A 21,815-nucleotide genomic window follows, 5' to 3' on the forward strand; every position below is an offset into this window, starting at 1 on the left:
GCACCTCAGCTCACCCTTGCGATCAGTTCCATGGCGCCGGCCGGTGCGCGCACCTTGCCCTCGTGGATGACGTAGGCGAACACGTCGCGTGGCTCCTTCTTTGGCTTGGCCTTGTCAACTTTGGGCAGGTCGTCCGGTTCGCCGCCCGAAGCCCAGGCCTGAAGGCGCTCGGCCCAGGCATCGAGCTGCTTGGGCGGGTAGCAGGTCTTGATCTCGTCATTCCCCTTCTGCAGCCGGGCATAGACGAAATCACCGGCGACGTCGGCGATGGCGGGATATTTGCCGTGCTCGGCGAACACCACGGGCGTCTCGAACTCGCGGATCAGCGCCACGAAGTCCGGTGTGCAGAAGCTGTCGTGGCGGACCTCGACGACGTGGCGCAGCGCGCGTCCCTCGAGCTTGCGCGGCAATAGCTCGAGGAACTTGCCGAAATCGGCGCCGTCGAATTTCTTGGTCGGCGCGAACTGCCACAGCACCGGCCCGAGACGGTCGCCGAGCTCCAGCACGCCGGAATCATAGAACCGCTTGATGGAATCGCCGGCTTCCGCCAGCACCCGGCGGTTGGTGGCGAATCGCGGTCCCTTCACCGAGAACACGAAGCCGTCGGGCACCTCGCTCGCCCATTTGCGAAAGCTCTCCGGCTTCTGCGAGCCGTAATAGGTGCCGTTGATCTCGATCGAGGTCAGCTTCGAGGCCGCGTAGGACAGCTCCTTCGCCTGCGTCAGCTTCTCCGGATAGAACACGCCGCGCCACGGCTCGAACGTCCAGCCGCCGATGCCGATGAAGATGTTGCCTGACTTTTTGGACGCAGTTTTTGCTTTGGCCACGGAAGGATCTCGCATCGACGTGGAGGGGATGCCGTCATCCTAGTCAAACCAGTTGTGATTGGCCAGTTGCTGCGTCCCGTCTAAGGTCGCGGCAGGATCTGCGAAAAGGAGAAAAAGATGCGGATGCTGATGGTGGGAGCGGCGCTCGTCATGATGACATCTGCTGCCATGATATCTCCAGTCATGGCGGATGACGACGATGCGAAGGGCGCGCAGAAGCTCGCCATGCAGGGCCGCGACGATTACTGGCATTGCCTGGCGCGGGAATATTCGCGCGACAGCAATCGGGGAATGACGGAACAGGATTTTGGCCGCTCGGTCGCGGGCGCCTGTTCGTCGGAGCGGCAATATTATCGGGTGGCGCTGCTCGACTATCTCACCACGCAGTACCCGAGCATCGATGCCGGCGCCCATCTCGCTACCGCGAACAGGGCAGTGGAGGCCGCGCAGAAGGACATCGTGACGGCCTTCGTCAAGCAGAGGCCGCCGGCGAAGTAGGCAATGGCCAATAGCGAGCAGGGGAGAAGCCTGGACCGCCTCATCCGCCATTCGCCTTTCGGCAGCCCTTCCGGCTCCGCGCGCATCCGTGATATCACGGGGCGTATCTGGAACGGGGATGGGTTTCCATGGCGTCTGAGTCGGTAGGGGGCATTTTGGGCGTGATCGCTGCCGCGATCGTGCTTGCAGTCGCCGTCGTGTTCGGGCCGATTGGCCAGTACGGCAAGCCGCCTAAGCCGGCGAAAGTCGAGCCGGCGCCGGCTGCCGCACCCGCGGCTCCCGCCGCGCCGGCGCCGCGCGGGCCGATCATCCGGGAAGTGCCCAACCAATAAGGCACGAAAATCGTCCTTTTCGCCCCTTGCGAAGCGGTCTTGTCATTCCTATCTAGCTTTTAACGGCGCCGTTGAGCGAAAACTCCGGCGTTGGAACGACCTTGGAATAGCTTGGGCTCGCGCCGGATGTACGCGCGGCCCGCCGTTCCGGGGTCGTTGGCATTTTAGGGCCTCTTTTGGCCAAATTCCCTTGGAAACCCCGGCTTGGCAGCGCAGGACGCGGCGGATATACGCTGCCGTCATGAATGAAGCGATCAGACCGGGCTCCGACAATCCGCTGCAGGCTCAAGCAGGGCCGGAACTGTCGGTCATCGTCCCGACCTTCAATGAGCGCGACAATGTCACGGTGCTGTACCGGCGGCTGGAGGCGGTGCTCGCCAACGTCGCCTGGGAAGTCGTGTTCGTCGACGACAATTCACCCGATGGCACCTGGGACGTCGTGCGCGCGCTGGCGCAGCAGGACAGCCGCGTGCGCTGTATCCGCCGCATCGGCCGCCGCGGCCTGTCGGGCGCCTGCATCGAGGGCATCCTGGCGTCCAGCGCGCCCTTTGTGGCCGTGATCGACGCCGACCTCCAGCACGACGAGACGCAACTGCCGAAGATGCTGTTGCTGCTCGCAAGCGACGAGGCCGACCTCGTGGTCGGCAGCCGCTACATCGAGGGCTACAAGAGCGAGGGCTTCAACAAGCAGCGCGCCGGCGCCAGCGCGCTGGCAACCGAGTTCGCCAGGAAGATGCTGCGGGTCGAGATCGCCGATCCCATGAGCGGCTTCTTCATGATCCGCCGCGATCGTTTCGAGCAGCTCGCGCCGAAGCTGTCCGTGCACGGCTTCAAGATCCTGCTCGACGTCGTCGCGACCGCGCACGGCGGCTTGCGGGCGGTCGAGATTCCCTACACTTTCGGCGCCCGTCAGCACGGCGAGAGCAAGCTCGATTCCATGGTCGCGCTCGATTTCCTCGGCCTCGTGCTGGCCAAGCTGAGCAACGACATCGTCTCGCTGCGCTTCATCCTGTTCGCGATGGTCGGCGGTATCGGCCTCGTGGTGCATCTCACCACGCTGTTCATCGGACTTCAGCTGTTCAAGGTGCCGTTCGCGGAGGCGCAGGCCGCCGGCGCCATCGTCGCCATGACCAGCAATTTCATCCTCAACAACTTCCTCACCTATCGCGACCAGCGGCTGAAGGGCTTTGCGCTGCTGCGCGGCCTGATCGCCTTTTACATCGTGTGCAGCGTCGGCCTGCTCGCCAATGTCGGCGTCGCCTTCTCGGTCTACGACCAGGAGCCGATCTGGTGGCTGGCCGGCATGGCCGGTGCACTGATGGGTGTGGTGTGGAACTACGCGATGTCAGGCCTGTTCGTTTGGCGCAAGAAATAACCCACGATGGGCGGGGCTGACGCGCGGATCGTCCGCAATACCGTGCTGCTGATTCTGGCGCTGGTGGCCCTGCGGCTCGTCGCGGCCGCGTTCACGCCGATCACCTTCGACGAAGCCTATTACTGGATGTGGTCGAACAACCTCGCCGGGGGCTATTACGACCATCCGCCGATGGTCGCCTATGTCATCCGCGCCGGCACCATGATCGCCGGCGATACCGAACTCGGCGTCCGCCTCGTCTCGATCCTGCTCGCACTGCCGATGAGCTATGCGATCTACCGCTCCGCTGCGATCCTGTTCAGCGGCGCGCGCGTGGCGGCGACCAGCGCCGTCCTGCTCAACGTAACCATGATGGCCTCCGTCGGCACGCTGATCGTGACGCCGGATGCGCCGCTCCTGGTCGCATCCAGCTTCGTGCTGTTCTTCCTCGCAAAAGTACTGGAGACCGGCCGCGGCGTCTGGTGGCTTGCGGTCGGCGCGGCCGTCGGTGCGGCACTGCTGTCGAAATACACGGCGATGTTCTTTGGCGCCGGGATCCTGATCTGGCTCGCTTGCGTGCCGAAGCTCAGGCGCTGGTTCCTCTCGCCCTGGCCCTATCTCGGCGGTCTCGTTGCGCTGGCGCTGTTCTCGCCGGTGATCCTCTGGAATGCGGACCATCAATGGGTCTCGTTCGCAAAGCAGCTCGGGCGCGCGAAGATCGAGGACTTCCGACCCGTCTTCATCGCCGAGCTGATCCCCACCCAGGTCGCGTTCGCAACCCCGCTGGTCTTCATCCTCGGCGCGATGGGTCTGCACGCGCTGACCTTGCGCCGGGCCGGCGCACTGCCCTCGCGTGTGCTGATCGAGGCGATGTTCTGGACCATCGTCGCCTATTTCGTCTGGCATTCGCTGCATGCCCGCGTCGAGGCCAACTGGTTCGCACCGGTGTATCCGCCCTTCGTCGTCGCCGCGGCCGCTGCCGCCAACCTCGTGCAATGGAAGCCGCGCCAGCGCCGCCTGGTGGATTTCTGCCTGCGCTGGGCCGCGCCTGTCGGCATCGTGATGTTTGCAGCGCTCATCGTGCAGGCCAACACCGGCTGGCTCTCGGGTTATCGCCGCGATGCCACCGTGCGCAGCGTCGGTGTCGGCTGGCGCGAGCTCGCTGCCGAAATCGAAGCCGTGCGCGCGCGCCATGGCGCGACCTGCGTGCTCGCGCAGGACTACGGCACCACGGGCTGGCTGGCCTTTTACTTGCCCCGCGGCACCTGCGTGGTGCAGCAGAACCAGCGCATCCGCTGGGTCAACATGGGCGAGCCCGATCCAAAGCTGCTCGCGGGCAAGCTGCTCTATGTCGACGAGCTGCGCCCGGACGGTCATCCCGTCCTCAACGACCTCTTTGCGAAGGTGACGCAGGTCGCGCAATTGCAGCGCAAGCGCGGGCCCCTCGTGGTCGAGACCTACAGCGTCGATCTGCTGGAGGGCGCCAAGGGCGACGTTCTCGACCGCTCGCCGCCGCCGGAAGCGCGGTAGTAGGCCGCAATGCTTCCACAGCGTCGTCCCCGCGAACGCGGGGACCCATACCCCCAGGGAGCAGTTTGGCGAAGACTGTTCGTGGGCGATCTTTCAGTTGGTATGGCCAGCTGTGCTCATCGACAGATCACGCGGTATGGGTCCTGGCGTTCGCGGGGACGACAGCCGAGTGCTGGGTCGATAGCAACGACTATCAGTCGATCATCTCAGCCTTTGTCGCACCCTGGCCCGGCCCACTGTGATCCCGCCAGAACCACACGGTCACGACGCCGGAGCGGCCACGGACCTGGGCGAGCAGGGGGCCCGACAGGACGCCGTCGGGAGCCCCGTGGAAGTCGGCCGTATCCAGCAGCGTATTGCTCAGGGCGAGTCGTGCATCGTTCTGGACGGCGACTTCCATCAGCCGGCTCGCGACGTTGACCGTGTCGCCTGTCGCCGTGATGTGCTGGTGACTTTCGCCGAGGCGGGAGGCGACGATCTCGCCGAAATGCGCGCCGATCTTGAAGCCGAGCTGACCGCCGATCGCTGACGGCAGCGAGGCGATCCAGTGTTCGACACCGCGATGCAGGTCGATCGCGCATTTGAGCGCGCGCGCGGCGTCATCGGGCATCGCGGCCGGCAGACCGAACAGGATCATGGCGCCGTCGCCGAGAAAGCCGGTGATCATGCCGCCGCAATCGACCGCGGCCTTGTCGATCCGCGCGTGAAACGCCTGCAGGATCTCCTGAAGCGCGTCCGGATCGATCCGTTCGCTCAAGGAAGTGAAGCCGGAGAGATCGATGAAGACGATCGCGGCGTCTTGCCGGACCGGTTTGGACAGGAAATTCGGATCGCGCGCCAGCCATTCCTGCACGGCCGGTGCCTGGAATTGTGCGAGAGACCTGCTCTTGGCGGCGAGATATTGCGTGCGGCGGCCTCCGGCCCACAGCTGCACACCGGCAAAGATCGCAACCGGCGGCACCGCGGCGGCGAGCGTGGTTGCCGCATTCAGCCAGACGCCATGCGTGAACGCGAAGGCATTGAGGCCGGCCCAGGCGATCATCACCGCGGCCGCCGCCATGATGCCGAGCGCGCTACGCCGCCAGGCCAGCAAGCCGACCAGCAGCATCGGCAGCAGGATCGCAGCGAGCGCGTCGGCGATATGGACCCTATGGTCGCGCACGATGCCGTCGCCGGAAACGAGGTGGGTGATCGCGGTCGAGACCACCTCGACGCCGGGCATCAGGGAATCGAACGGTGTCGGGTAGAAGTCGCCGCCGCCGGCGACCGAGGCGCCGATCACGACGATCCGGTTCTCGATCGCGGCGCGATTGAGCGTGCCGTCGAAAATGCTCTGCGCGCTCACGGTGCGGATGGTGCGGCGGGGACCGTAATAGGTGATCGGCAGCGCGAAATCGGTGTCGGTCGGCACCGCGCGATCGCCGAGCATGAGGTGATCCGGCGCGATCGTCAGCGGCTTGTCGAGCGCGCGCGTCGCGACGCGCAACGGGAACGACAGCTCGACCTTGTCGCGGGTCCGGAACAGCATCGGTACCGAGAGCGGCGATCCCGATTGTCCGGTCGCGACATTGACGATGCCGACCTCGGCGTGGTCGGCGAACGCTGGCAGCGGCAGCAGGAAACGTTCGGCTTGCGGCAGCACGGCGAGGGGACCTGCACTGCCGGGCGCCACGTTCTCGCTGGCGGAGGGGAAGATCGCGGCGGCGGCGAGCACCATGGGGCCGGTGGCGAGCGTGTTTGCGAGCGTGGCGTCGCCGATCGCAGCGCTGCGGTCGACGAGCAGGAGATCGATCGCGACGACCTTCGGCTTGAACTGCACGATGGTGTCGACGACGCGGGCGAGATCGGCGCGCGGCAGCGGATAGCTGCCGCCGCGCTTCACCACGGTGTCGTCGATCGCGACGATGGTGACGAGATCGGGCGGACGCTGCACCCCGCGGACCTGTGTTCGCCAATCGGTCAGCGTTGCTTCGAGGCGGTCGAGAAAGCGCAGATGGCCGCCTGCGTGCGCGGCAAAGATGCCCGCGCCCCACAGCGCGGTGAGGGCGAGTGCCACCAGGATCTGAACGCGTCTCGTCATTACGTCGTACTGCAATCTTCTTTTTCTTCGGCCCTGTGGGCCGAGGTCTATTGACCAAGTCTTATTGACCAAGTCTTGCCATGAGAGCGTCGATGCGCGGCTGGCCCCACTGCTTCACTGTCAAAGGTCCGGTCGCTTCCACGTCGACGCCTTGGCCGGGGCCCAGCACGACGCCGCGCCCACGAGCCCTGCGGCTGACGTCGACACGGCCGTCGGCGACGAAGACGGAGGTCTTGGCCTCAGCGACGTCGACGGCCCATCTGGTGCCGCGCACCGCGGCAATCGCCTGCGGCGTCAGCACCTTGAAGGGATTGCCGCCCGGCTTCCTGGGCACTTCGACCAGCAGGGCTTTGCTGCTCAACTCGACGGAGTCAATATGTCCGTCGCGGTTGGCGTCCTTTAGTTCAAATCTGGCGCCGTTTTCTGCAACGATGGTGATGCCGTTGTCGCAGCGCCAGGTCTGCGTGCCGGCGGCCGAGGCCGACGATGTGCAAGCTGCATTGGCAGGCTGCGCGGCCGCGTATCCCATCAACAACGACGACGCCAGAGCAAGATATCCGGCGCGCGCGAACCTTCTCATGCCAGCCTCCGTTTGCATGCCCGGCACAATTCAAGGCGATGTTGATACGGTACCGTATCACACGCAGAGGCTGCTGAAAAGTGCCGCTTTACGAGCTATTTTCTTGCCGAGGCCTTTTCCAGAGCGGTGCGATCAACTTTCGGTCAGGGCGCGGTCGCCGTGTGGGCGGTCCGAGCGCTGTGTGATGTGCGTGATCTTGCCCGCCGTTCTCGTGTCACCCACGCGCCGGCGGGAAGGCCGGCGCACCAGCCTCGCGCAACGCTTCCCCGCTATCTTCCGGGTATCGAAGGCCACGAAAACGACTTGGTTGGGTGGCCCTAGAGAGGCGGCGGGAGACGATCGCTGAATGCGCCGCTCCTGCCGAGAATTATAGTTAACAGACGCGGCTAAGTCCGTAGTTCTGCGGGCTTTTTTCTCGAAATGGGACGACGCTAACGAACTGCCGCACATCTGCCCGAACTTAATCCGCATTTAACTAAAAGTCGCCTTAATGACGCTCCGACCCTCTGCGAGATGCTGTTCCCGGATCGTGACCAGCGGCACTTCGAAGGGGGACTGAGTGACACCGTCCTGGACGCAAGGCGAATGAGTAAGAGTATCGCTGCGCAGAGTAACGCGGCACGGAAGTCCAAGAATTCTCTTCGGAAGTCTTCCCGGAAAATGACCACGACCAATTGGCTTGGCGCCGCGGCCATCGGCTGCGTCGTGATGGGTGCCGGCTGGACTATCTACAGCAACGTCTTCGGCGCGAGCGTCTATCCGACCGTCGGCGGCATTGGCTACGACGAGCCGGTGATCAAGCGTGCGCCCAAGGTCGCGCTGCGCGAGGCCGGCGACGCCATCAAGGAAGCTTTTGCGCTCCTGCCTGACCGGTTGCAGGTCGCCGCCCCGATCTCGCGTGAGATGTTCAACGAGCGCTTTGCTGCCGCTGCGACCCAAGGCGTGGCATCGAACGCGGCCAGCGCGGCGCCAGCGACCCAGGTTGCGGTGGCCAAGGACGCGCCGAAGCAGAGCGTGATCGCGAAGGTCGCGGAAGCACTGAAGCCGTCGGCCCCGGCCAAAATTGCTGAGAAGTCCGCTGACAAGACCGGGGACAAGGCCAAGCGCGCTCCGGATGCCCAGATGCAACTCGCCTCGGCCGATCCGGCCCAGATCGTGCCGGCACCGGAAGCGAAGAAGTCGTTCGCCGATCGCGCCAAGGCCGCGGTGATGTCGATCACCGGTCCGCGGCAGTCGATGGTCGAAAAACTCTGGGGCAAGCGCGAGCCGTCCGGCGGGCTGCTGGCCTACGCCTCGGCCGATGCCAGCGTGACCGCGTCGATCGCGCCGAAGGAGCAGAACCCGATGTTCGGCGGCGCGCCGCCCTATGAGCGTGACACCGCGGTCTACGACATCACTGCCAAGACGGTGTATCTGCCCGACGGCACCAAGCTCGAGGCGCATTCCGGCCTCGGCTCCAGTCTCGACGATCCGCGCTCCCAGCGCACGCGCATGCGCGGCGTGACGCCGCCGCACATCTACACGCTGAAGCCGCGCGAAGCGCTGTTCCACGGCGTGCCCGCGTTGCGCCTGACCCCGATCGGCGGCGAGAGCGCGATCTACGGCCGTGACGGCCTGCTTGCGCACACCTTCATGCTCGGGCCGAACGGCGATTCCAACGGCTGCGTGTCGTTCAAGGACTATTACGCGTTCCTCGACGCCTACCGCAACAAGGGCATCCGCAAGCTCGCGGTGCTGGCGCGGGTGGAGTGAGGCGCAGCGCGCCTCACTCTTTCTGCACGATCAGCGCTTGACGAAGACCAGGTTGCAGGCGCGCGCCTCGTTGCGCTTGCCGGTGCCGCGGGTGCGATCGAACTGCGCGTCGACCGTAAAGGCGTAGGGCGAGCCGGGCGCAAGGTTGTTGAGCGTGTACGCGCTTGCCCCCGTTGTGCCGCGCGCGCTCAACGTCGTCTTGCCGTCGGCCGGGATTTGGCCGTCGATCTCCAGGCGGTTGACGCCGTCCTTGCTCTGAGCCTCGGCGTGAAACACGCCGTTGGTCACGGTGCCCGCCAAGGGCCTGGTAAAGCCCTGCGCCTTGCCGGAAGCCGGGCAGTTCAGCGTCACGTCCCAAGTGCCGTCGAAGTCCTTGCTGCCGCCGGCGCGAGTATTGGTCGCAGGCGCCAGCGCCACCTTCTGCTTCAGGCCCTCGATCCGCGCCTTGGCGAGACTGGCGAAGCTGCAACTGGAAAAACGCGTCAGATGGTCCTCGAAGGCGCTGACGGTGCCGATGGTGTCGGCAGCCTTCCAGTGCGCCTCCGCGGATGCGCACGGGTCGGCCCGCGGCGCGGCCTGCGGAGCTGCGGGTGCGATCGTGACCGACACCGGTCCGTTCAGGTAGAACTTGCCGATGATCGATAGCGACAGCTCCGGGAGCTGCGTCTTGCCGCTGGCATCATAGACGTCGCTGCTGATGTCGCGAAACACATCGCCGATCTCCTGCGGCTCTTCGATGTGCTTGAGGAACGCGGCCGTGTAGGGGCTGTTGCGGCCGACGCCGTCCGCCGCGGTCTGCCCTGATTGCGTCGAGAACGACACGATCGTGCCGCGCGGAGCTTCGACCTTCGACAGGCCGCGCCCGATCGAGGCGGCCCGCGTCGCCGAGCGCTTGAGAGTTTCCGCCAGCGGATTGTCGCGGCAGGAATCGAGCACCAGGATGCGGAGGTTCTTGGCTTGCTGCAGATCGTTCACGATGTCGTCGACCCGCACGAAGCGCTTCAGGTCGGCCTCATCGGTGAGCGTGGCGTCGACAGGCATCAAATAGTTCACGCCGTTGTACTGCATCGCATGGCCGCTGTAATAGAATATGGCAACGTCAGCTCTGCTCGCGGCGCGCGCGAAGCGGATGGTCAGATCCTGCATGTCGGCCTGGCGCAGGTCGATGCCCTGGATCACCTCGAAGCCGCTGCGCTTGAGCGAGGCTGCGACGTCCTCGGCATCGTGTGACGGGTTGGGCAGCTGCGCCGTCGATGTATAGGCGCCGTTGCCGATCACCAATGCCACGCGCGTGTCCGCAGATGCAGTATCGGGAGACAGCCAGCCGGCGAGGAGGCCCAGGCAAAATAAAGATGAGGACAATCTGGAAAGAGCACGCATGAATGCCTTCCAAGAAAATATCGAAAAATATCCCTCCAGATTAGCGTAAGCCGCGCCGACTTCAATGCCCTCGCCGGGAAAACGATCAGATTTCGCGACCGTGATGTCGGGTCACGCTGCCATCGCCTTGCGCAGGGCCATTTCGGTCGCGATCGCTTCCCGCACGGCCGGCCGCGCCTGCATGCGCCCGAGATAGGCTGACAGAGACGGCCATTGCGCGATGTCGACGCCTGCGGGACGGAGCAGCAGCAAGGCCCAGGTGAGGTGGGCATCCGCGACGGTGAAGCCGTCACCCACGAGGAATTCGCGCTCCGCCAGATGCGCCGACGGCACCGACAATGTCTGCGTGATTCTGACGCGCGGCTTGGCGAGCGAGCCATCGTCCTTGTACCAGAAGGTCGGAAACAGAAACGCCTTGTGGATCTCGGCGCCGATGAAGCTCAGCCACTCCTGCAGGCGATAGCGATCGGGATCCCCGAACGCCGGCGCAAGGCCCGCCGTCGGCTTCACGTCTGCGATGTATTGCAGCACTGCCGCGCTCTCGGTCAGCCGTTCGCCGTTCTCCAGCGCCAGGACCGGCACCGCGCCCTTCGGCGACACGCCGAGGAAATCGCTGCCGTCGTCCACGATCTGCTTGGTCCAGATATGGGCGAGGTGATACTGCGCCTCGATACCGGCCTCCATCAGCGCGATGCGACTCGAGAGCGAGCAGGCCATCGGAAAGAAATAGAGTTGCAGCATCGGATGCTCCGTCAAATCAGCGCATCGCTGCGCGCGATGATCGCGAAGCGGTCCGAGAGCTCGGCCAGCGCGACCTCGTGAATCGTCCGGGCGTCCAGTCTGCCGCCGCGGCCATCCGGCAGGTCACGGGTGGCGCAGGCATCGGCCGCGATCGTCGTCCGCAGGCCGAGGTCGAGCGCGGCGCGGGCGGTCGAGGAGATGCACATGTGGGTCATGAAGCCGGCCAGCACGATGTTCTTGCATCCGGTCGCGGCAAGCCGGGCTTGCAGATCGGTGCCGGCGAATGAGTTCGGCAGCGCTTTCTCGATCACGGGCTCGCCTGCTTGCGGCGTCAGGCGATCGACGATCGCGCCGCGCGCCGCCTCGCGATCGAACAGGCTGCCGGCGCGGCCCTTGTGCGCGACATGGATGATCGCAGCGCCGCTCTCCCGTGCCCGCGCCAGCAGGCGCGCCGCCGCGGCGATCGCCGGCTGTGCATCGGGAAGGGCCAACGGGCCTGCGCAATATTCGTTCTGGATGTCGATCAGCACGAGGCAGGCCTCGTTGAGCTTCGGGGGATTGAGATCGGCGCCGGCGAGTTCGAGCAGGGTCTTGGGAGCGGTCATGCTGGTCAGGCCTTCCAGGGAGATCGGATGGCGTCACATTAGCGCAGCATGGGCCTGCCATTGTGCAGGACTATTGCAGCTAATGGCTGCAGATTTGCAGGACGCGGCATCGCCTGCTAGGCTCGCCCGGATGAACTGGGACGATCTGCGCATCATTGCCGCGGTGAGGGACGAGGGCACCTATGCCGGCGCCAGCGCGCGGCTCCGCATCGACGAGACCACCGTCGGCCGCCGGCTCGCACGCATTCAGCGCGATCTCGGCGTGCTGCTGTTCGATGCCGTGGACGGCCAGCGCCGTCCGACGCGCCATTGCGAGGCGGTGCTCGAGCATGTCGGCGCGATGGCCGCCCATGTCGCGGCGATCGACCGCATCAAGGAGAGCCAGCCCGGCCCGGTCGGCCGCCTGCGCATCGCCTCGACCAACGCGGTCGCCGAAGAGTTGTTGGCGCCGCGCGCGAGCAGCTTCCTGCGCGATCATCCCGGCCTGACCCTGCAATTCCTGACGTCCAGCGGCAACGTCAAATTCTCGCGCTGGCAAGCCGACCTCGCCATTCGCCTGCGTAAGCCGGAGAAGGGCGACTTCACCATCTCCAAGCTCGGCGATGTCAGGCTGTATTTCTTCGAGCCCGCCGACCGCGCCGGCGGCGAGCCGGTCGCCTGCATCTATCCCGATGAGCTCGACACCATTCCCGAACAGCAGTTCTTGCGCGCGAAGCGGCTGACGAACGTTCGCTGCATCACCGACAATGTCCGCATCATCAGGACCATGATCCAGTCGCATCAGGCCGTCGGGGTGCTGCCCGAGCACAGCTGCGAAGGCCTGCTCGCCGACCGCAGCCTGCGCGCGACGCTTCTGCCGAGGCGGCGCGACGTCTGGCTCTTGGTGCAGAACCATCTCAAGCGCGATCCCGCGACGCGCGTGACGATCGACTGGGTGAGGGCGTGTTTCCAGGAAACTTCGCGCCCTTGACGCACATGGCGCTGTGATCCTCGCGTCACACTGCGCAAGCTGTGTCGAAAAATCCTCGAGCTCCCCCTTGCAACCCGAACGTGCCTGGTCTATTAGCCCGCTCCTTCGCTAGGCCATGTGTCCGGGCTCTCTGAGATCCCGGCTGGCGCGAGCCGGTCTCCGGTTTCGTGTTCCGCCGAATGAAGACGCAGGATGTAGCTCATGGAGAGCGCCGGAGTAAAATCCGGAGGCATCGGTTCGATTCCGATTTCTTGTACCAACCAAAGGATAGCTCAGTGGTAGAGCAGATGACGTTTAATCATCGTGACGCGGGTTCGAATCCCGCTCCAGCGCTACGGGTCAGCCTGAAAAACTGACACCTCTGACGAGGACCGGACGCGCGCTTCAGTCGCAGTCCGGCCGTTTTGCCGCAAGGCTTTCCGTCCGAACCTAGACACTGTGAGACCGGCTTTGCGCCGCGGGTAGATACCGCTTGCGTTGATGCCGGGTGGCTCCGCTCGGCCGCGCGACATCCGTCGCGCGATCGCGCGCGTGCGCCCGTCGTCATGCGAGCTCAAGCCTCGGTCCGTCGATCTCTCAGGAAGCGTCGTCCGCGTCCTCAAATCCTTTGCAAACGAAACCTGTTGTCCGGCATCCGGCCGGACGCAAAACGATGGAGGCGTGCCATGACTTCGAACAAGGGCTGGCATTTGCTGATGCTGAACGTGACGGTCAAGGATGGCGAGCGTGCGCTGCTCACGCGCAACGGGCAGCTCGTGCGCGTGCTCGCGCCCGGCAGGCATCGTCTGTTCGATCCCCTGCACGAGCTCAAGGCCGAGGTGCTCGATGTGGTCCGCAGCGAATTCTCTGCGGATCGCTACGCGGTGCTGAAGGCCGCACGGCCTGATCTCGCCGCCGAACTGTTCGAGGCGGTCGAGACCAAGGCGGACGAGATCGCCATCGTCAGCCTCGACGGCCGGCCCGTGCATCTGATGACGCCCTGGCAGGTGCGCGTCTACTGGAAGGTCGCAACGAGCGTCGATGTCGAGCGCATCGACGTGTCCAGCGATGTCAGGGTCGGCGCGCGGCATCTGGCCATGATCGAGCGTAACCGCTCGGCCGTGACGTCGGAGACGGTGGTCGAGAACCACGAGGCGGGCCTGCTCTATGTCGAGGGCCGGCTCGTCGAGCGGCTCGTGCCCGGTCGGCACGCCTTCTGGACCGTCGGCCGCAAGATCGAGGTGAAGCGCCTCGACCTGCGGCCCCAGGCGGTCGAGATCACCGCGCAGGAGATGCTGACCAAGGATCGCATCGCGCTGCGGGTGACGCTGACGGCGTTCCGTAAGGTGGTCGATCCCGAGCGGACGGTTGCGACCGTGCCCGACGTGGATGCGTGGCTGTACCGTTTGGTGCAGTTCGCGATCCGCGAGGCGGTTGCGGGCCGGACGCTGGACGAGGTGCTGTCTGCGAAGGCGGCGCTGGATGCGGAGCTGCGCGACTATGTGCGGGCACGCGTCGCGGAGTCCGGTGTCGAGGTCACCGAGCTCGGCGTCAAGGACGTGATCCTGCCCGGCGAGATCCGGGAGTTGGTGAACAAGGTGGTGGAGGCGGAGCGGGTCGCCAAGGCGAACCTGATCCGCCGGCAGGAGGAGACCGCGGCGACGCGTTCGCTCCTGAACACCGCCCGCCTGATGGAGGAGAACCCCCTGCTGCTGCGGCTCAAGGAGCTGGAGTCGCTGGAGCGGCTGGTCGAGAAGGTCGGCCGCATCGACCTCCACGCCGGCAACGGCGAGGGCCTCGATGCCCTTCTGACCCGGCTCGTGCGCCTGAAGGCCCCCGAGAGTGCGTAAAACCGAAGGGCCGCCCACGGGCGGCCCTTCACATATCTGTCGTCGTCGCTTGCAATGAACGCGGAACCGCGCCTGTGCGACCAAAATCACGGAGCCGGGATTGCGCGCGCGCGAAGGTTGCGTAATCTCGCGATGACCACGGGTTTGATCAGGGCAGGCGCATGACGATTCTTCAGGACTCCATCCGGCCGTCGCGAGCGCAATCGCGGGAATGGAAGGTGATCGTCATCCTGATCCTGTTGGTCCCGGTGCTGTGGTCCCCGCTGATCCTGTTTCGCTTCGTCCTCTATCAGCCGTTCAGCATCCCCTCCAATTCGATGGCGCCGACGCTGATGGTCGGTGACTACGTCTTCGCCGCCAAATATGCCTATGGCTACGGCCGGTATTCATTGCCGTTCGCGTCGTCCTGGATCTCGGGCCGCGTCTTTGCTGCCGACCCGGAATACGGCGACATCGTCGTGTTCCGGACGGCAAAGGACAGCTCGGTCGACTACGTCAAACGCGTGGTCGGGCTGCCCGGCGACCGCATCCAGATGCGGCAGGGCCAGCTCATCCTCAACGACCGGCCGGTGACGCGCGTCGCGCTCGAGGACGGGCTCGCCGACAACGCCTGCGGTGGGGATGGCGGCGTCAGGGTCAAGCGTTGGCGCGAGACGCTGCCGAGCGGCGCGTCCTATGTCACCAACGACTGCCTCGACAACGGTTTCCTGGACAACACCAACGTCTTCACGGTGCCGCCGGGCCATTTCTTCGTGCTCGGCGACAACCGCGACAATTCCACCGACAGCCGCATGATGTCGACGTTCGGTTTCGTGCCGATGGACAATCTCGTCGGCAAGGTGACGCGCATCTTCTGGTCGCTCGACGAAGACGGCGAGCCGCACATGGAGCGGCTGGGCAAGGTAGAGTGAGGGCCGTCGTCATTCCGGGGCGCGCGAAGCGCGAGCCCGGAATCCATAACCACAGGCGGATGGAATGGCCTATTACGTCTACATCCTCGCGAGTAAGAAGCATGGCACGCTCTACATCGGCGTGACCAACGACCTCGTGCGCCGTGTATACGAGCACAAGACGAAAGCCGTCCCCGGCTTCACGACGAAGTACGGCGTCGACAAGCTCGTCTTGTTCGAAATCTACGACGATCCTACGACGGCGATCGCCCGCGAGAAAGAACTCAAGAAGTGGCGGCGGGATTGGAAGACGCGCCTGATCGAAGAGCAAAACCCGAATTGGGATGATCTCTATCCGGGGATAGCCAACTGAGTTTAGTGGTTATGGATTCCGGGCTCGCGCCCAAGCGGGCGCGCCCCGGAATGACGAGCGGAGAGTGTTTGCCCCCCAAACAAAAACCCCGGCATCGCTGCCGGGGTTTCGTAGTTCTTGAGGTCGTTGGACCTTAGAAGTCCATGCCGCCCATGCCGCCGCCCGGGGGCATCGCCGGACCGGCGCCGCCCTTCTTGGGCAGCTCGGCGACCATGGCTTCCGTGGTGATCAGGAGCGCGGCCACCGAGGCAGCGTTCTGGATCGCGGTACGGACCACCTTGGTCGGGTCGATGATGCCCTTCTTGACGAGGTCGGCATATTCGCCGGTCTGGGAGTCGAAGCCGTAAGCGTAGGTCTTGCTCTCCAGGATCTTGCCGACGATCACCGAGCCGTCTTCACCGGCGTTGATCGCGATCTGGCGAGCCGGAGCCGACAGCGCCTTGCGCACGATCTCGACGCCGGTCTTCTGGTCGTCGTTCTTGGTGCGCAGGCCCTTGAGCTGCTCGGAGGCACGGAGCAGGGCGACGCCGCCGCCCGGAACGATGCCTTCCTCGACCGCAGCCCGGGTCGCATGCATCGCGTCATCAACGCGATCCTTGCGCTCCTTCACCTCGACCTCGGTCGCGCCGCCGACGCGGATCACCGCGACGCCGCCAGCGAGCTTGGCAAGACGCTCCTGGAGCTTCTCACGGTCGTAATCCGAGGTGGTCTCCTCGATCTGCGCCTTGATCTGGGCCACGCGCGCCTCGATGTCGGCCTTCTTGCCGGCGCCGTTGACGATCGTGGTGTTCTCCTTGTCGATCATCACCTTCTTGGCGCGACCGAGCATGTTGAGCGTGACGTTCTCGAGCTTGATGCCGAGATCTTCCGAGATCGCCTGGCCGCCGGTCAGGATCGCGATGTCCTGCAGCATGGCCTTGCGGCGATCGCCGAAGCCCGGAGCCTTGACGGCCGCGACCTTCAGGCCGCCGCGCAGGCGGTTCACGACCAGGGTCGCGAGGGCTTCGCCTTCGACGTCCTCGGCGACGATGACCAGCGGCTTGCCGGTCTGCACCACGGCCTCGAGCAGCGGCAGCAGCTCGTTCAGCGAGGAGAGCTTCTTCTCGTTGATGAGGATGTAGGCGTCGTCCATCTCAACGCGCATCTTGTCGGCGTTGGTGACGAAGTAGGGCGAGATGTAGCCGCGGTCGAACTGCATGCCCTCGACGACGTCGAGCTCGGTCTCGAGCGACTTGGCTTCTTCGACGGTGATGACACCCTCGTTGCCGACCTTCTTCATGGCGTCGGAGAGGAACTTGCCGATCTCCTGGTCGCCGTTGGCCGAGATGGTGCCGACCTGGGCGATCTCGTCGTTCGAGGTGACCTTCTTGGAGTTCTTCTGGAGGTCTGCAACGACGGCCTCGACCGCGAGGTCGATACCGCGCTTGAGGTCCATCGGGTTCATGCCGGCGGCAACCGACTTGGCGCCTTCGCGCACGATCGCCTGGGCCAGCACGGTGGCGGTGGTGGTGCCGTCGCCGGCCGCGTCAGCGGACTTGGAGGCGACTTCGCGCACCATCTGGGCGCCCATGTTCTCGAACTTGTCCTCGAGCTCGATCTCCTTGGCGACGGTGACGCCGTCCTTGGTGATGCGGGGAGCGCCGAACGACTTGTCGAGCACGACGTTGCGGCCCTTCGGACCTAGCGTGACCTTCACCGCGTTGGCGAGGATGTCGACGCCGCGCAGCATCTTGTCGCGCGCTTCAACCGAGAATTTGACTTCTTTGGCTGCCATCTGGAATTTTCCTTGAGGTTGACTGGAGGGAGAGAGGGGCTCTTAGGCCGCCTTCTTCTTGGAAGCGGGGACGTCGAGGACGCCCATGATGTCGCTTTCCTTCATGATCAAGAGATCGACGCCGTCGATCTTGACTTCAGTGCCGGACCACTTGCCGAACAGCACGCGGTCGCCGACCTTGAGGTCGATCGGGATCAGCTTGCCGGCTTCGTCGCGGCCACCGGGGCCGACGGCGACGACTTCGCCCTGGGAGGGCTTTTCCTTGGCAGTGTCGGGGATGATGATGCCGCCGGCGGTCTTCTCTTCTGCGTCGATGCGCTTGACCACGACGCGGTCGTGAAGCGGACGGAATTTCATGCAGCTCTCCTAAGCATTTGCACGAGTTGATGATTTTCGTCTGTTAGCAATCTGTGCCCGCGAGTGCTAGCACAGGCGAGGCTGAAATAGGACAGGAATTTTGCGGGAGCAAGGGCTTCTAGCAGAAAAATCAGCACCCGGAAGCGCGGACTGCCAGAATCTCTTTTCCATCGTTAACCGAGGCCGAGCCGTATTAGCACGGTGATCCATCTGCTGCTAACGCATTGAATTTCAACAGCTTGTTAAACTTTTGGGCTTGAGATGGGTTGTCAGTTTGCGTCACATTTCTCTCATGTGAGCGCATCAGTACCGGGTGGCTCGTAAGGCGCACACCGACCAGGCCGCCCCTTGAATGCGCTCCTGCAAAGGAGGTTGGCATGGGCGTGCGGAGTGGGGGCGTTTCCGAGGACTTTCGGAAACAGCTTTTAGGTTACGGGCTGACGACGGCACAAATCCTCTACCGGATGCCGGATCATCCCTCGCTGCTCCAGACCTACGTCTGGCAGAACTACGACATGTTTCCGAAATTCCCGGCGCTGAAGGATTTCCTGGCCTTCTGGCAGGAAAAGCTGGACGGTCCCCTCCATTCGGTCACCGTCGCGCACTCCAAGCTGATCAAGCCGGCCGAGCTGCGCGCCGTGGATGGCGTGTTCCGGCTGCATTGAGACGAATATCGGTCTCGTAGGGTGGGCCAAGGCGCTTAAGCGCCGTGCCCACCATCTCTCCATGATCGCGCGCGGAAGGTAGGCACGCTTCCGCCGTCGCTCTTCGAGCTATGGCGGACCAGTCGTTTTGCCAACCCTACCGATATCTCCCTTGCAGCTCGTCGGACGAACGCACTATTCCCGGGATCGCCTGAGGGGCGATCAGGCGCCCTCGCTGCAATAGCGTCTCCACATCGCGCGATAGGCCTCGTCGACCGCTCGCCCGTATGAGACGGGGTTGCTGGCGGCTGCGGCCCGGATCTTGTCGGGCAGCTCGCGGCGCAACCTGTCGAGCTCGCTGATCTCAGAACCTCGGCTCGTTGCGATTTCGATATACGCCTCATGGCTGTCCGTGACCCAGTCCGGCAAGCCGAGAGCGGTGAGGATGGAGCCGGCAGCACGGCTGGGCAGGCTGTTGCCGAGCTTCGCCACCACCGGCACGCCCATCTGCAAGGCTTCCCACGTGCTGACGCCGCCGTTCTGCGGGAACGGGTCGAGGCAGATATCGACGCGATTGAACGATGCCAGATGTTCGCTTCGCAAGGTGGCGCCGAGCAGATCGACGCGTTCGGCCGGCAATCCGCAAGCCTCGAACCGCGCCAGCAAATTTTCGCGGACCAGCTGGTCGTCCAGCGCAACATCCTTGATCAGCAGTCGCGAGCCCGGCACCCGCTCGAGAATCCTGGACCAGACTTGCGCCGCCTCGTCCGAAATCTTGCTGATGCGGTTGAAGACGCCGAAGGTGACGAAGCCGTTCGAGATCGCCGGCGTAGGTGCCCGCGGAATCTCGGTCGGCAGCGAGGCCAGCGTCACGAAGCACGGCAGGTCGACAACGGTCTCCGCAAACAGATGCCGAACCTCGAAGGGAATCGCGACCGGGTCCGAGAACAGATAATCGATCGTCGGCAGCCCGGTGCCAGTGCCGTGACCCCAGCCGTGCACCTGGATCGGTGCAGGCTTGCGCGCAAACACGCCGAGGCGGTTGCCTCTGGTATGGCCGGACAGATCGATCAGGATGTCGATGCCGTCGGCGCGGATCTCGGCGGTGAGGCGATCTTCGGTCCATTGCGAGGCGTCGCGCCAGCGATCGGCGATCCCCTGAAATTCACCGGTCGTCGCATCCACTTTCGACGAACAAGCGTAGCACACGACCTCGAACTGTGCCCGGTCATGGTGTTGGAGCACCGGCTTGAAAATCAACGCAGCCGAATGCGCGTTGAAATCCGACGAGACATAGCCGAGCACCAGACGGCGGTCCGGATCGCGGTTGTTGTCATGCGGGCCCGCCGCGCCTGAAGCGATTTTCGCGCCGACACGCTCCCACCACACCTGACGCGCCTGCTGATGCCGTTCAACGGTGGCGTCCCCCGCAAAATCGAGCGTGAATATCTTGTTGGAGATCGCGCTCTGCAGGTCAGGCTGGATGTCGAGGGCTCTGTCGAAACTGGCGAGGGCTTCGTCGACCCGGCCAAGTCCGGCGAGGCAAAGACCCAGCACCAGGTGAGCTTGAATGGAATCGGGATCGATCGCCAGCGCCTGCTGGCAGTCGTGGGATGCGTGGGCAATTTGCTGGATCTGGAGCAGGACACTGGCCCGCGCGAGCCACCCATTCGCGTCGTCGGGTGCCAGCGCAATTGCCTGATTGCCGTCTGCCAGCGCTTCGTCAAATCGCTGAAGTTCCCGTAAAGCCGTGGCACGGTTCGCCAGCGCCGCGGCATAGTCGGGCTTGATCGACAGCGCGCGGTTCAAGCTTGCGACGGCCTCGTCATAATTGCGTTGACGGCACAGCGCCCAACCCCGGCCGTTGTGGGCTTCGGCAAGGCTTGCGTCGAGTGCGATCGCCTTGTCGTAGCTGTGAAGCGCCTCCTCGTGAAGATCGAGGGCCACGCTCGCGTTACCGAGATTGGAGAGGGTTGCGGCGTGGTTGGGCCGCAAGGCGAGGGCCTTTCGATAGCTCGCGCAGGCCTCGTCGTGACGCCGCAGCCCGTTGAGCGCGACGCCCAGCCTCATATGAGCATCGGCAGATTGCGGATCCACGGCGACCGCCCGGCTCAGCAGGATTTCGGCTTGCTGAAAATTCTTGGCGTCGGACTCCAAAGCACCGAGCATGTGCAGCGCCATGAATTGGTTGGGCGCGAGCTGCAGGAGTTGCCGATAGGCAGCCTGGGCCTCGGCGAGAAGCCCGATCTTGTGTAGCTGGAGCGCATGCCCGAGCAACGGCAGCACTTCGGCCTTTTGCCGTTTCTGAAGCCGGGCATTTTGAAATGCACGCTGACCTACGCTGTTGCCCATGGCTTCAATCCCCCAGAATCTCTCTTCGAGATTAATTCAGCGGGAGGACGAATACGAGACGACGGCCGTTCGCCACGACAGCTTGGGACAAGCTACGACCGATCGGGTCATCGAGCCGCTAGCCTTGCGCCCGGCAATTGCCGCCTCATCCAAGACTGGATAATCTGTGCTCGGGTTGTACCCGTCCGGCGGGCGCGCTCAGATCAGGGAGGCAGACAATGGTCAAGCAAAAGGCATCAAGACCCGCAACGAAGACCGCAGTGAAGAAGCGGAGCGGCGCCAAAGCGGCGGCGCGATCCTCGGCACGCAAGGCGGTGAAGGCAAAGGCTCGCACTGCCGTACCGAAGAAGCCCGCACGTCCCAGGCAGCGCATCGCGATCAGCCATCACCGCGAGGAAGACTTCAAGGCCGATGGCCTGCGCGCTTACGCGAAATACCGCGACCTCGGCATCGCCGACGCTAGCCATGGCCTCGCGCAAGCGCACGTGATCCGGCTGCAAGGTCCTTGCGATCCGGCTGAGGTGTCAAAGCTGCATTTTCACGACGTCGACTTCCAGATGGTCTACGTGCTCAAGGGCTGGGTGAAGACTTATATGGACGGGCAGGGCGAGACGTTGATGAAAGAAGGCAGCGCCTGGACCCAGCCGCCGAAGATCAAGCACATGATCCTGGATTATTCGGATGACGTCGAACTGCTGGAGGTGATCCTGCCGGCGGAGTTCAGGACGGTGGAATTGAAGGCGTAGGCCGATCTCTCTCCTACGTCATTGCTGTGATGGGTACGTAGCCCGGATTGCGCTGCATTCCATCCGGGCTGCAGGACCGTCGCGACTCCAGCCCCCACACCGCCATCAAGCACGTCGTCAGCGTTCCCGTCACGATCGCTAAAAAGCACGCGATCTGGGAAACCGGGCAATTACCAGTCGGATGGTTTCAGCTGACCTGCA

Annotated in this window: 20 protein-coding genes and 2 tRNA genes; 13 read left to right on the forward strand and 9 right to left on the reverse strand. The window is 64.4% G+C overall.

Going from position 1 to position 21,815, the window contains the following annotated elements:
* Positions 1-5 precede the first annotated feature (5 nt).
* A complete protein-coding gene (locus GDN70_RS15300; protein ID WP_085967720.1) occupies positions 6-842 on the reverse strand; it encodes a DUF72 domain-containing protein in 837 nt (278 codons plus the stop codon).
* Positions 843-944: 102 nt separating this feature from the next.
* Here GDN70_RS15300 and GDN70_RS15305 point away from each other — a divergent pair, with 102 nt between their 5' ends.
* The 4 genes from GDN70_RS15305 (at position 945) to GDN70_RS15320 (ending at position 4,541) form a co-directional block, all read left to right on the forward strand.
* Entirely contained in the window at positions 945-1,325 is a 381-nt protein-coding gene (locus tag GDN70_RS15305; RefSeq protein WP_028142921.1) for a hypothetical protein, read from the forward strand.
* Positions 1,326-1,453: 128 nt separating this feature from the next.
* Entirely contained in the window at positions 1,454-1,657 is a 204-nt protein-coding gene (locus GDN70_RS15310; protein ID WP_028142922.1) for a hypothetical protein, read from the forward strand.
* A 241-nt stretch (positions 1,658-1,898) separates the two neighbouring features.
* Complete coding sequence (locus GDN70_RS15315; RefSeq protein ID WP_028142923.1) at positions 1,899-3,032, forward strand: glycosyltransferase family 2 protein; 1,134 nt, start codon at positions 1,899-1,901, stop codon at positions 3,030-3,032.
* Between the two features lie 6 nt (positions 3,033-3,038).
* Positions 3,039-4,541, forward strand: a complete 1,503-nt coding sequence (locus tag GDN70_RS15320) for a glycosyltransferase family 39 protein (RefSeq protein WP_152102736.1) — start codon at positions 3,039-3,041, stop codon at positions 4,539-4,541.
* A 193-nt stretch (positions 4,542-4,734) separates the two neighbouring features.
* On the opposite strand, the gene GDN70_RS15325 is transcribed toward GDN70_RS15320, so the two are convergent.
* On the reverse strand, positions 4,735-6,621 hold the full coding sequence (locus tag GDN70_RS15325; RefSeq protein ID WP_095426156.1) for a CHASE2 domain-containing protein: 1,887 nt from the start codon (positions 6,619-6,621) through the stop codon (positions 4,735-4,737).
* A 61-nt stretch (positions 6,622-6,682) separates the two neighbouring features.
* Positions 6,683-7,201 carry a FecR domain-containing protein gene (locus tag GDN70_RS15330; RefSeq protein WP_028142926.1) on the reverse strand — a complete coding sequence of 173 codons (519 nt, stop codon included), beginning with the start codon at positions 7,199-7,201 and terminating at the stop codon, positions 6,683-6,685.
* A 660-nt stretch (positions 7,202-7,861) separates the two neighbouring features.
* On the opposite strand from GDN70_RS15330, the gene GDN70_RS15335 reads away from it, so the two are divergent.
* Entirely contained in the window at positions 7,862-8,953 is a 1,092-nt protein-coding gene (locus tag GDN70_RS15335; protein WP_028142927.1) for a DUF2778 domain-containing protein, read from the forward strand.
* Positions 8,954-8,983: 30 nt separating this feature from the next.
* Here GDN70_RS15335 and GDN70_RS15340 read toward each other — a convergent pair whose 3' ends face one another.
* From GDN70_RS15340 to GDN70_RS15350, 3 genes are all read right to left on the reverse strand, one after another.
* Positions 8,984-10,333, reverse strand: a complete 1,350-nt coding sequence (locus GDN70_RS15340; RefSeq protein WP_038971687.1) for a caspase family protein — start codon at positions 10,331-10,333, stop codon at positions 8,984-8,986.
* A 111-nt stretch (positions 10,334-10,444) separates the two neighbouring features.
* Positions 10,445-11,074: a glutathione binding-like protein gene (locus GDN70_RS15345; RefSeq protein ID WP_038948005.1), complete on the reverse strand. Its 630-nt coding sequence runs from the start codon at positions 11,072-11,074 to the stop codon at positions 10,445-10,447.
* 11 nt (positions 11,075-11,085) lie between these two features.
* Positions 11,086-11,679, reverse strand: a complete 594-nt coding sequence (locus GDN70_RS15350) for a cysteine hydrolase family protein (protein ID WP_038948004.1) — start codon at positions 11,677-11,679, stop codon at positions 11,086-11,088.
* Between the two features lie 130 nt (positions 11,680-11,809).
* Between GDN70_RS15350 and GDN70_RS15355 the strand changes: the two genes are divergently transcribed.
* The 6 genes from GDN70_RS15355 to GDN70_RS15380 all read left to right on the forward strand — a co-directional run bounded on the left by GDN70_RS15355 (position 11,810) and on the right by GDN70_RS15380 (position 15,741).
* Positions 11,810-12,649 carry a LysR family transcriptional regulator gene (locus GDN70_RS15355; RefSeq protein WP_152103702.1) on the forward strand — a complete coding sequence of 280 codons (840 nt, stop codon included), beginning with the start codon at positions 11,810-11,812 and terminating at the stop codon, positions 12,647-12,649.
* 187 nt (positions 12,650-12,836) lie between these two features.
* Positions 12,837-12,908 (forward strand) — tRNA-Leu (locus GDN70_RS15360).
* A 7-nt stretch (positions 12,909-12,915) separates the two neighbouring features.
* Positions 12,916-12,981 (forward strand) — tRNA-Lys (locus tag GDN70_RS15365).
* A gap of 333 nt (positions 12,982-13,314) precedes the next feature.
* Entirely contained in the window at positions 13,315-14,478 is a 1,164-nt protein-coding gene (locus tag GDN70_RS15370) for a slipin family protein (RefSeq protein WP_038948003.1), read from the forward strand.
* 161 nt (positions 14,479-14,639) lie between these two features.
* Positions 14,640-15,389: a signal peptidase I gene (gene lepB / locus GDN70_RS15375; protein ID WP_028142933.1), complete on the forward strand. Its 750-nt coding sequence runs from the start codon at positions 14,640-14,642 to the stop codon at positions 15,387-15,389.
* Between the two features lie 64 nt (positions 15,390-15,453).
* Positions 15,454-15,741 (forward strand): GIY-YIG nuclease family protein, encoded by a 288-nt coding sequence (locus GDN70_RS15380; protein ID WP_028142934.1) that lies wholly within the window; start codon positions 15,454-15,456, stop codon positions 15,739-15,741.
* 133 nt (positions 15,742-15,874) lie between these two features.
* On the opposite strand, the gene groL is transcribed toward GDN70_RS15380, so the two are convergent.
* A complete protein-coding gene (groL, locus tag GDN70_RS15385) occupies positions 15,875-17,515 on the reverse strand; it encodes a chaperonin GroEL (protein ID WP_095426158.1) in 1,641 nt (546 codons plus the stop codon).
* A gap of 42 nt (positions 17,516-17,557) precedes the next feature.
* Complete coding sequence (locus tag GDN70_RS15390; protein ID WP_014494241.1) at positions 17,558-17,872, reverse strand: co-chaperone GroES; 315 nt, start codon at positions 17,870-17,872, stop codon at positions 17,558-17,560.
* Positions 17,873-18,249: 377 nt separating this feature from the next.
* Between GDN70_RS15390 and GDN70_RS15395 the strand changes: the two genes are divergently transcribed.
* Positions 18,250-18,537, forward strand: coding sequence for an usg protein (locus GDN70_RS15395; protein ID WP_028141201.1), 288 nt, complete (start codon positions 18,250-18,252; stop codon positions 18,535-18,537).
* 201 nt (positions 18,538-18,738) lie between these two features.
* Here the strand turns inward: GDN70_RS15395 and GDN70_RS15400 are convergent, their stop codons facing one another.
* The gene (locus GDN70_RS15400; protein WP_152102737.1) at positions 18,739-20,868 is read right to left on the reverse strand and encodes a tetratricopeptide repeat protein; all 2,130 of its coding nucleotides are present in this window, start codon (positions 20,866-20,868) and stop codon (positions 18,739-18,741) included.
* Between the two features lie 218 nt (positions 20,869-21,086).
* On the opposite strand from GDN70_RS15400, the gene GDN70_RS15405 reads away from it, so the two are divergent.
* Positions 21,087-21,614 (forward strand): cupin domain-containing protein, encoded by a 528-nt coding sequence (locus GDN70_RS15405; protein ID WP_152102738.1) that lies wholly within the window; start codon positions 21,087-21,089, stop codon positions 21,612-21,614.
* The last annotated feature ends 201 nt before the right edge of the window (positions 21,615-21,815 follow it).

The sequence above is a fragment of the Bradyrhizobium sp. TM102 genome (assembly GCF_009176685.1).
In the GTDB taxonomy this organism is placed as follows: domain Bacteria; phylum Pseudomonadota; class Alphaproteobacteria; order Rhizobiales; family Xanthobacteraceae; genus Bradyrhizobium; species Bradyrhizobium ottawaense.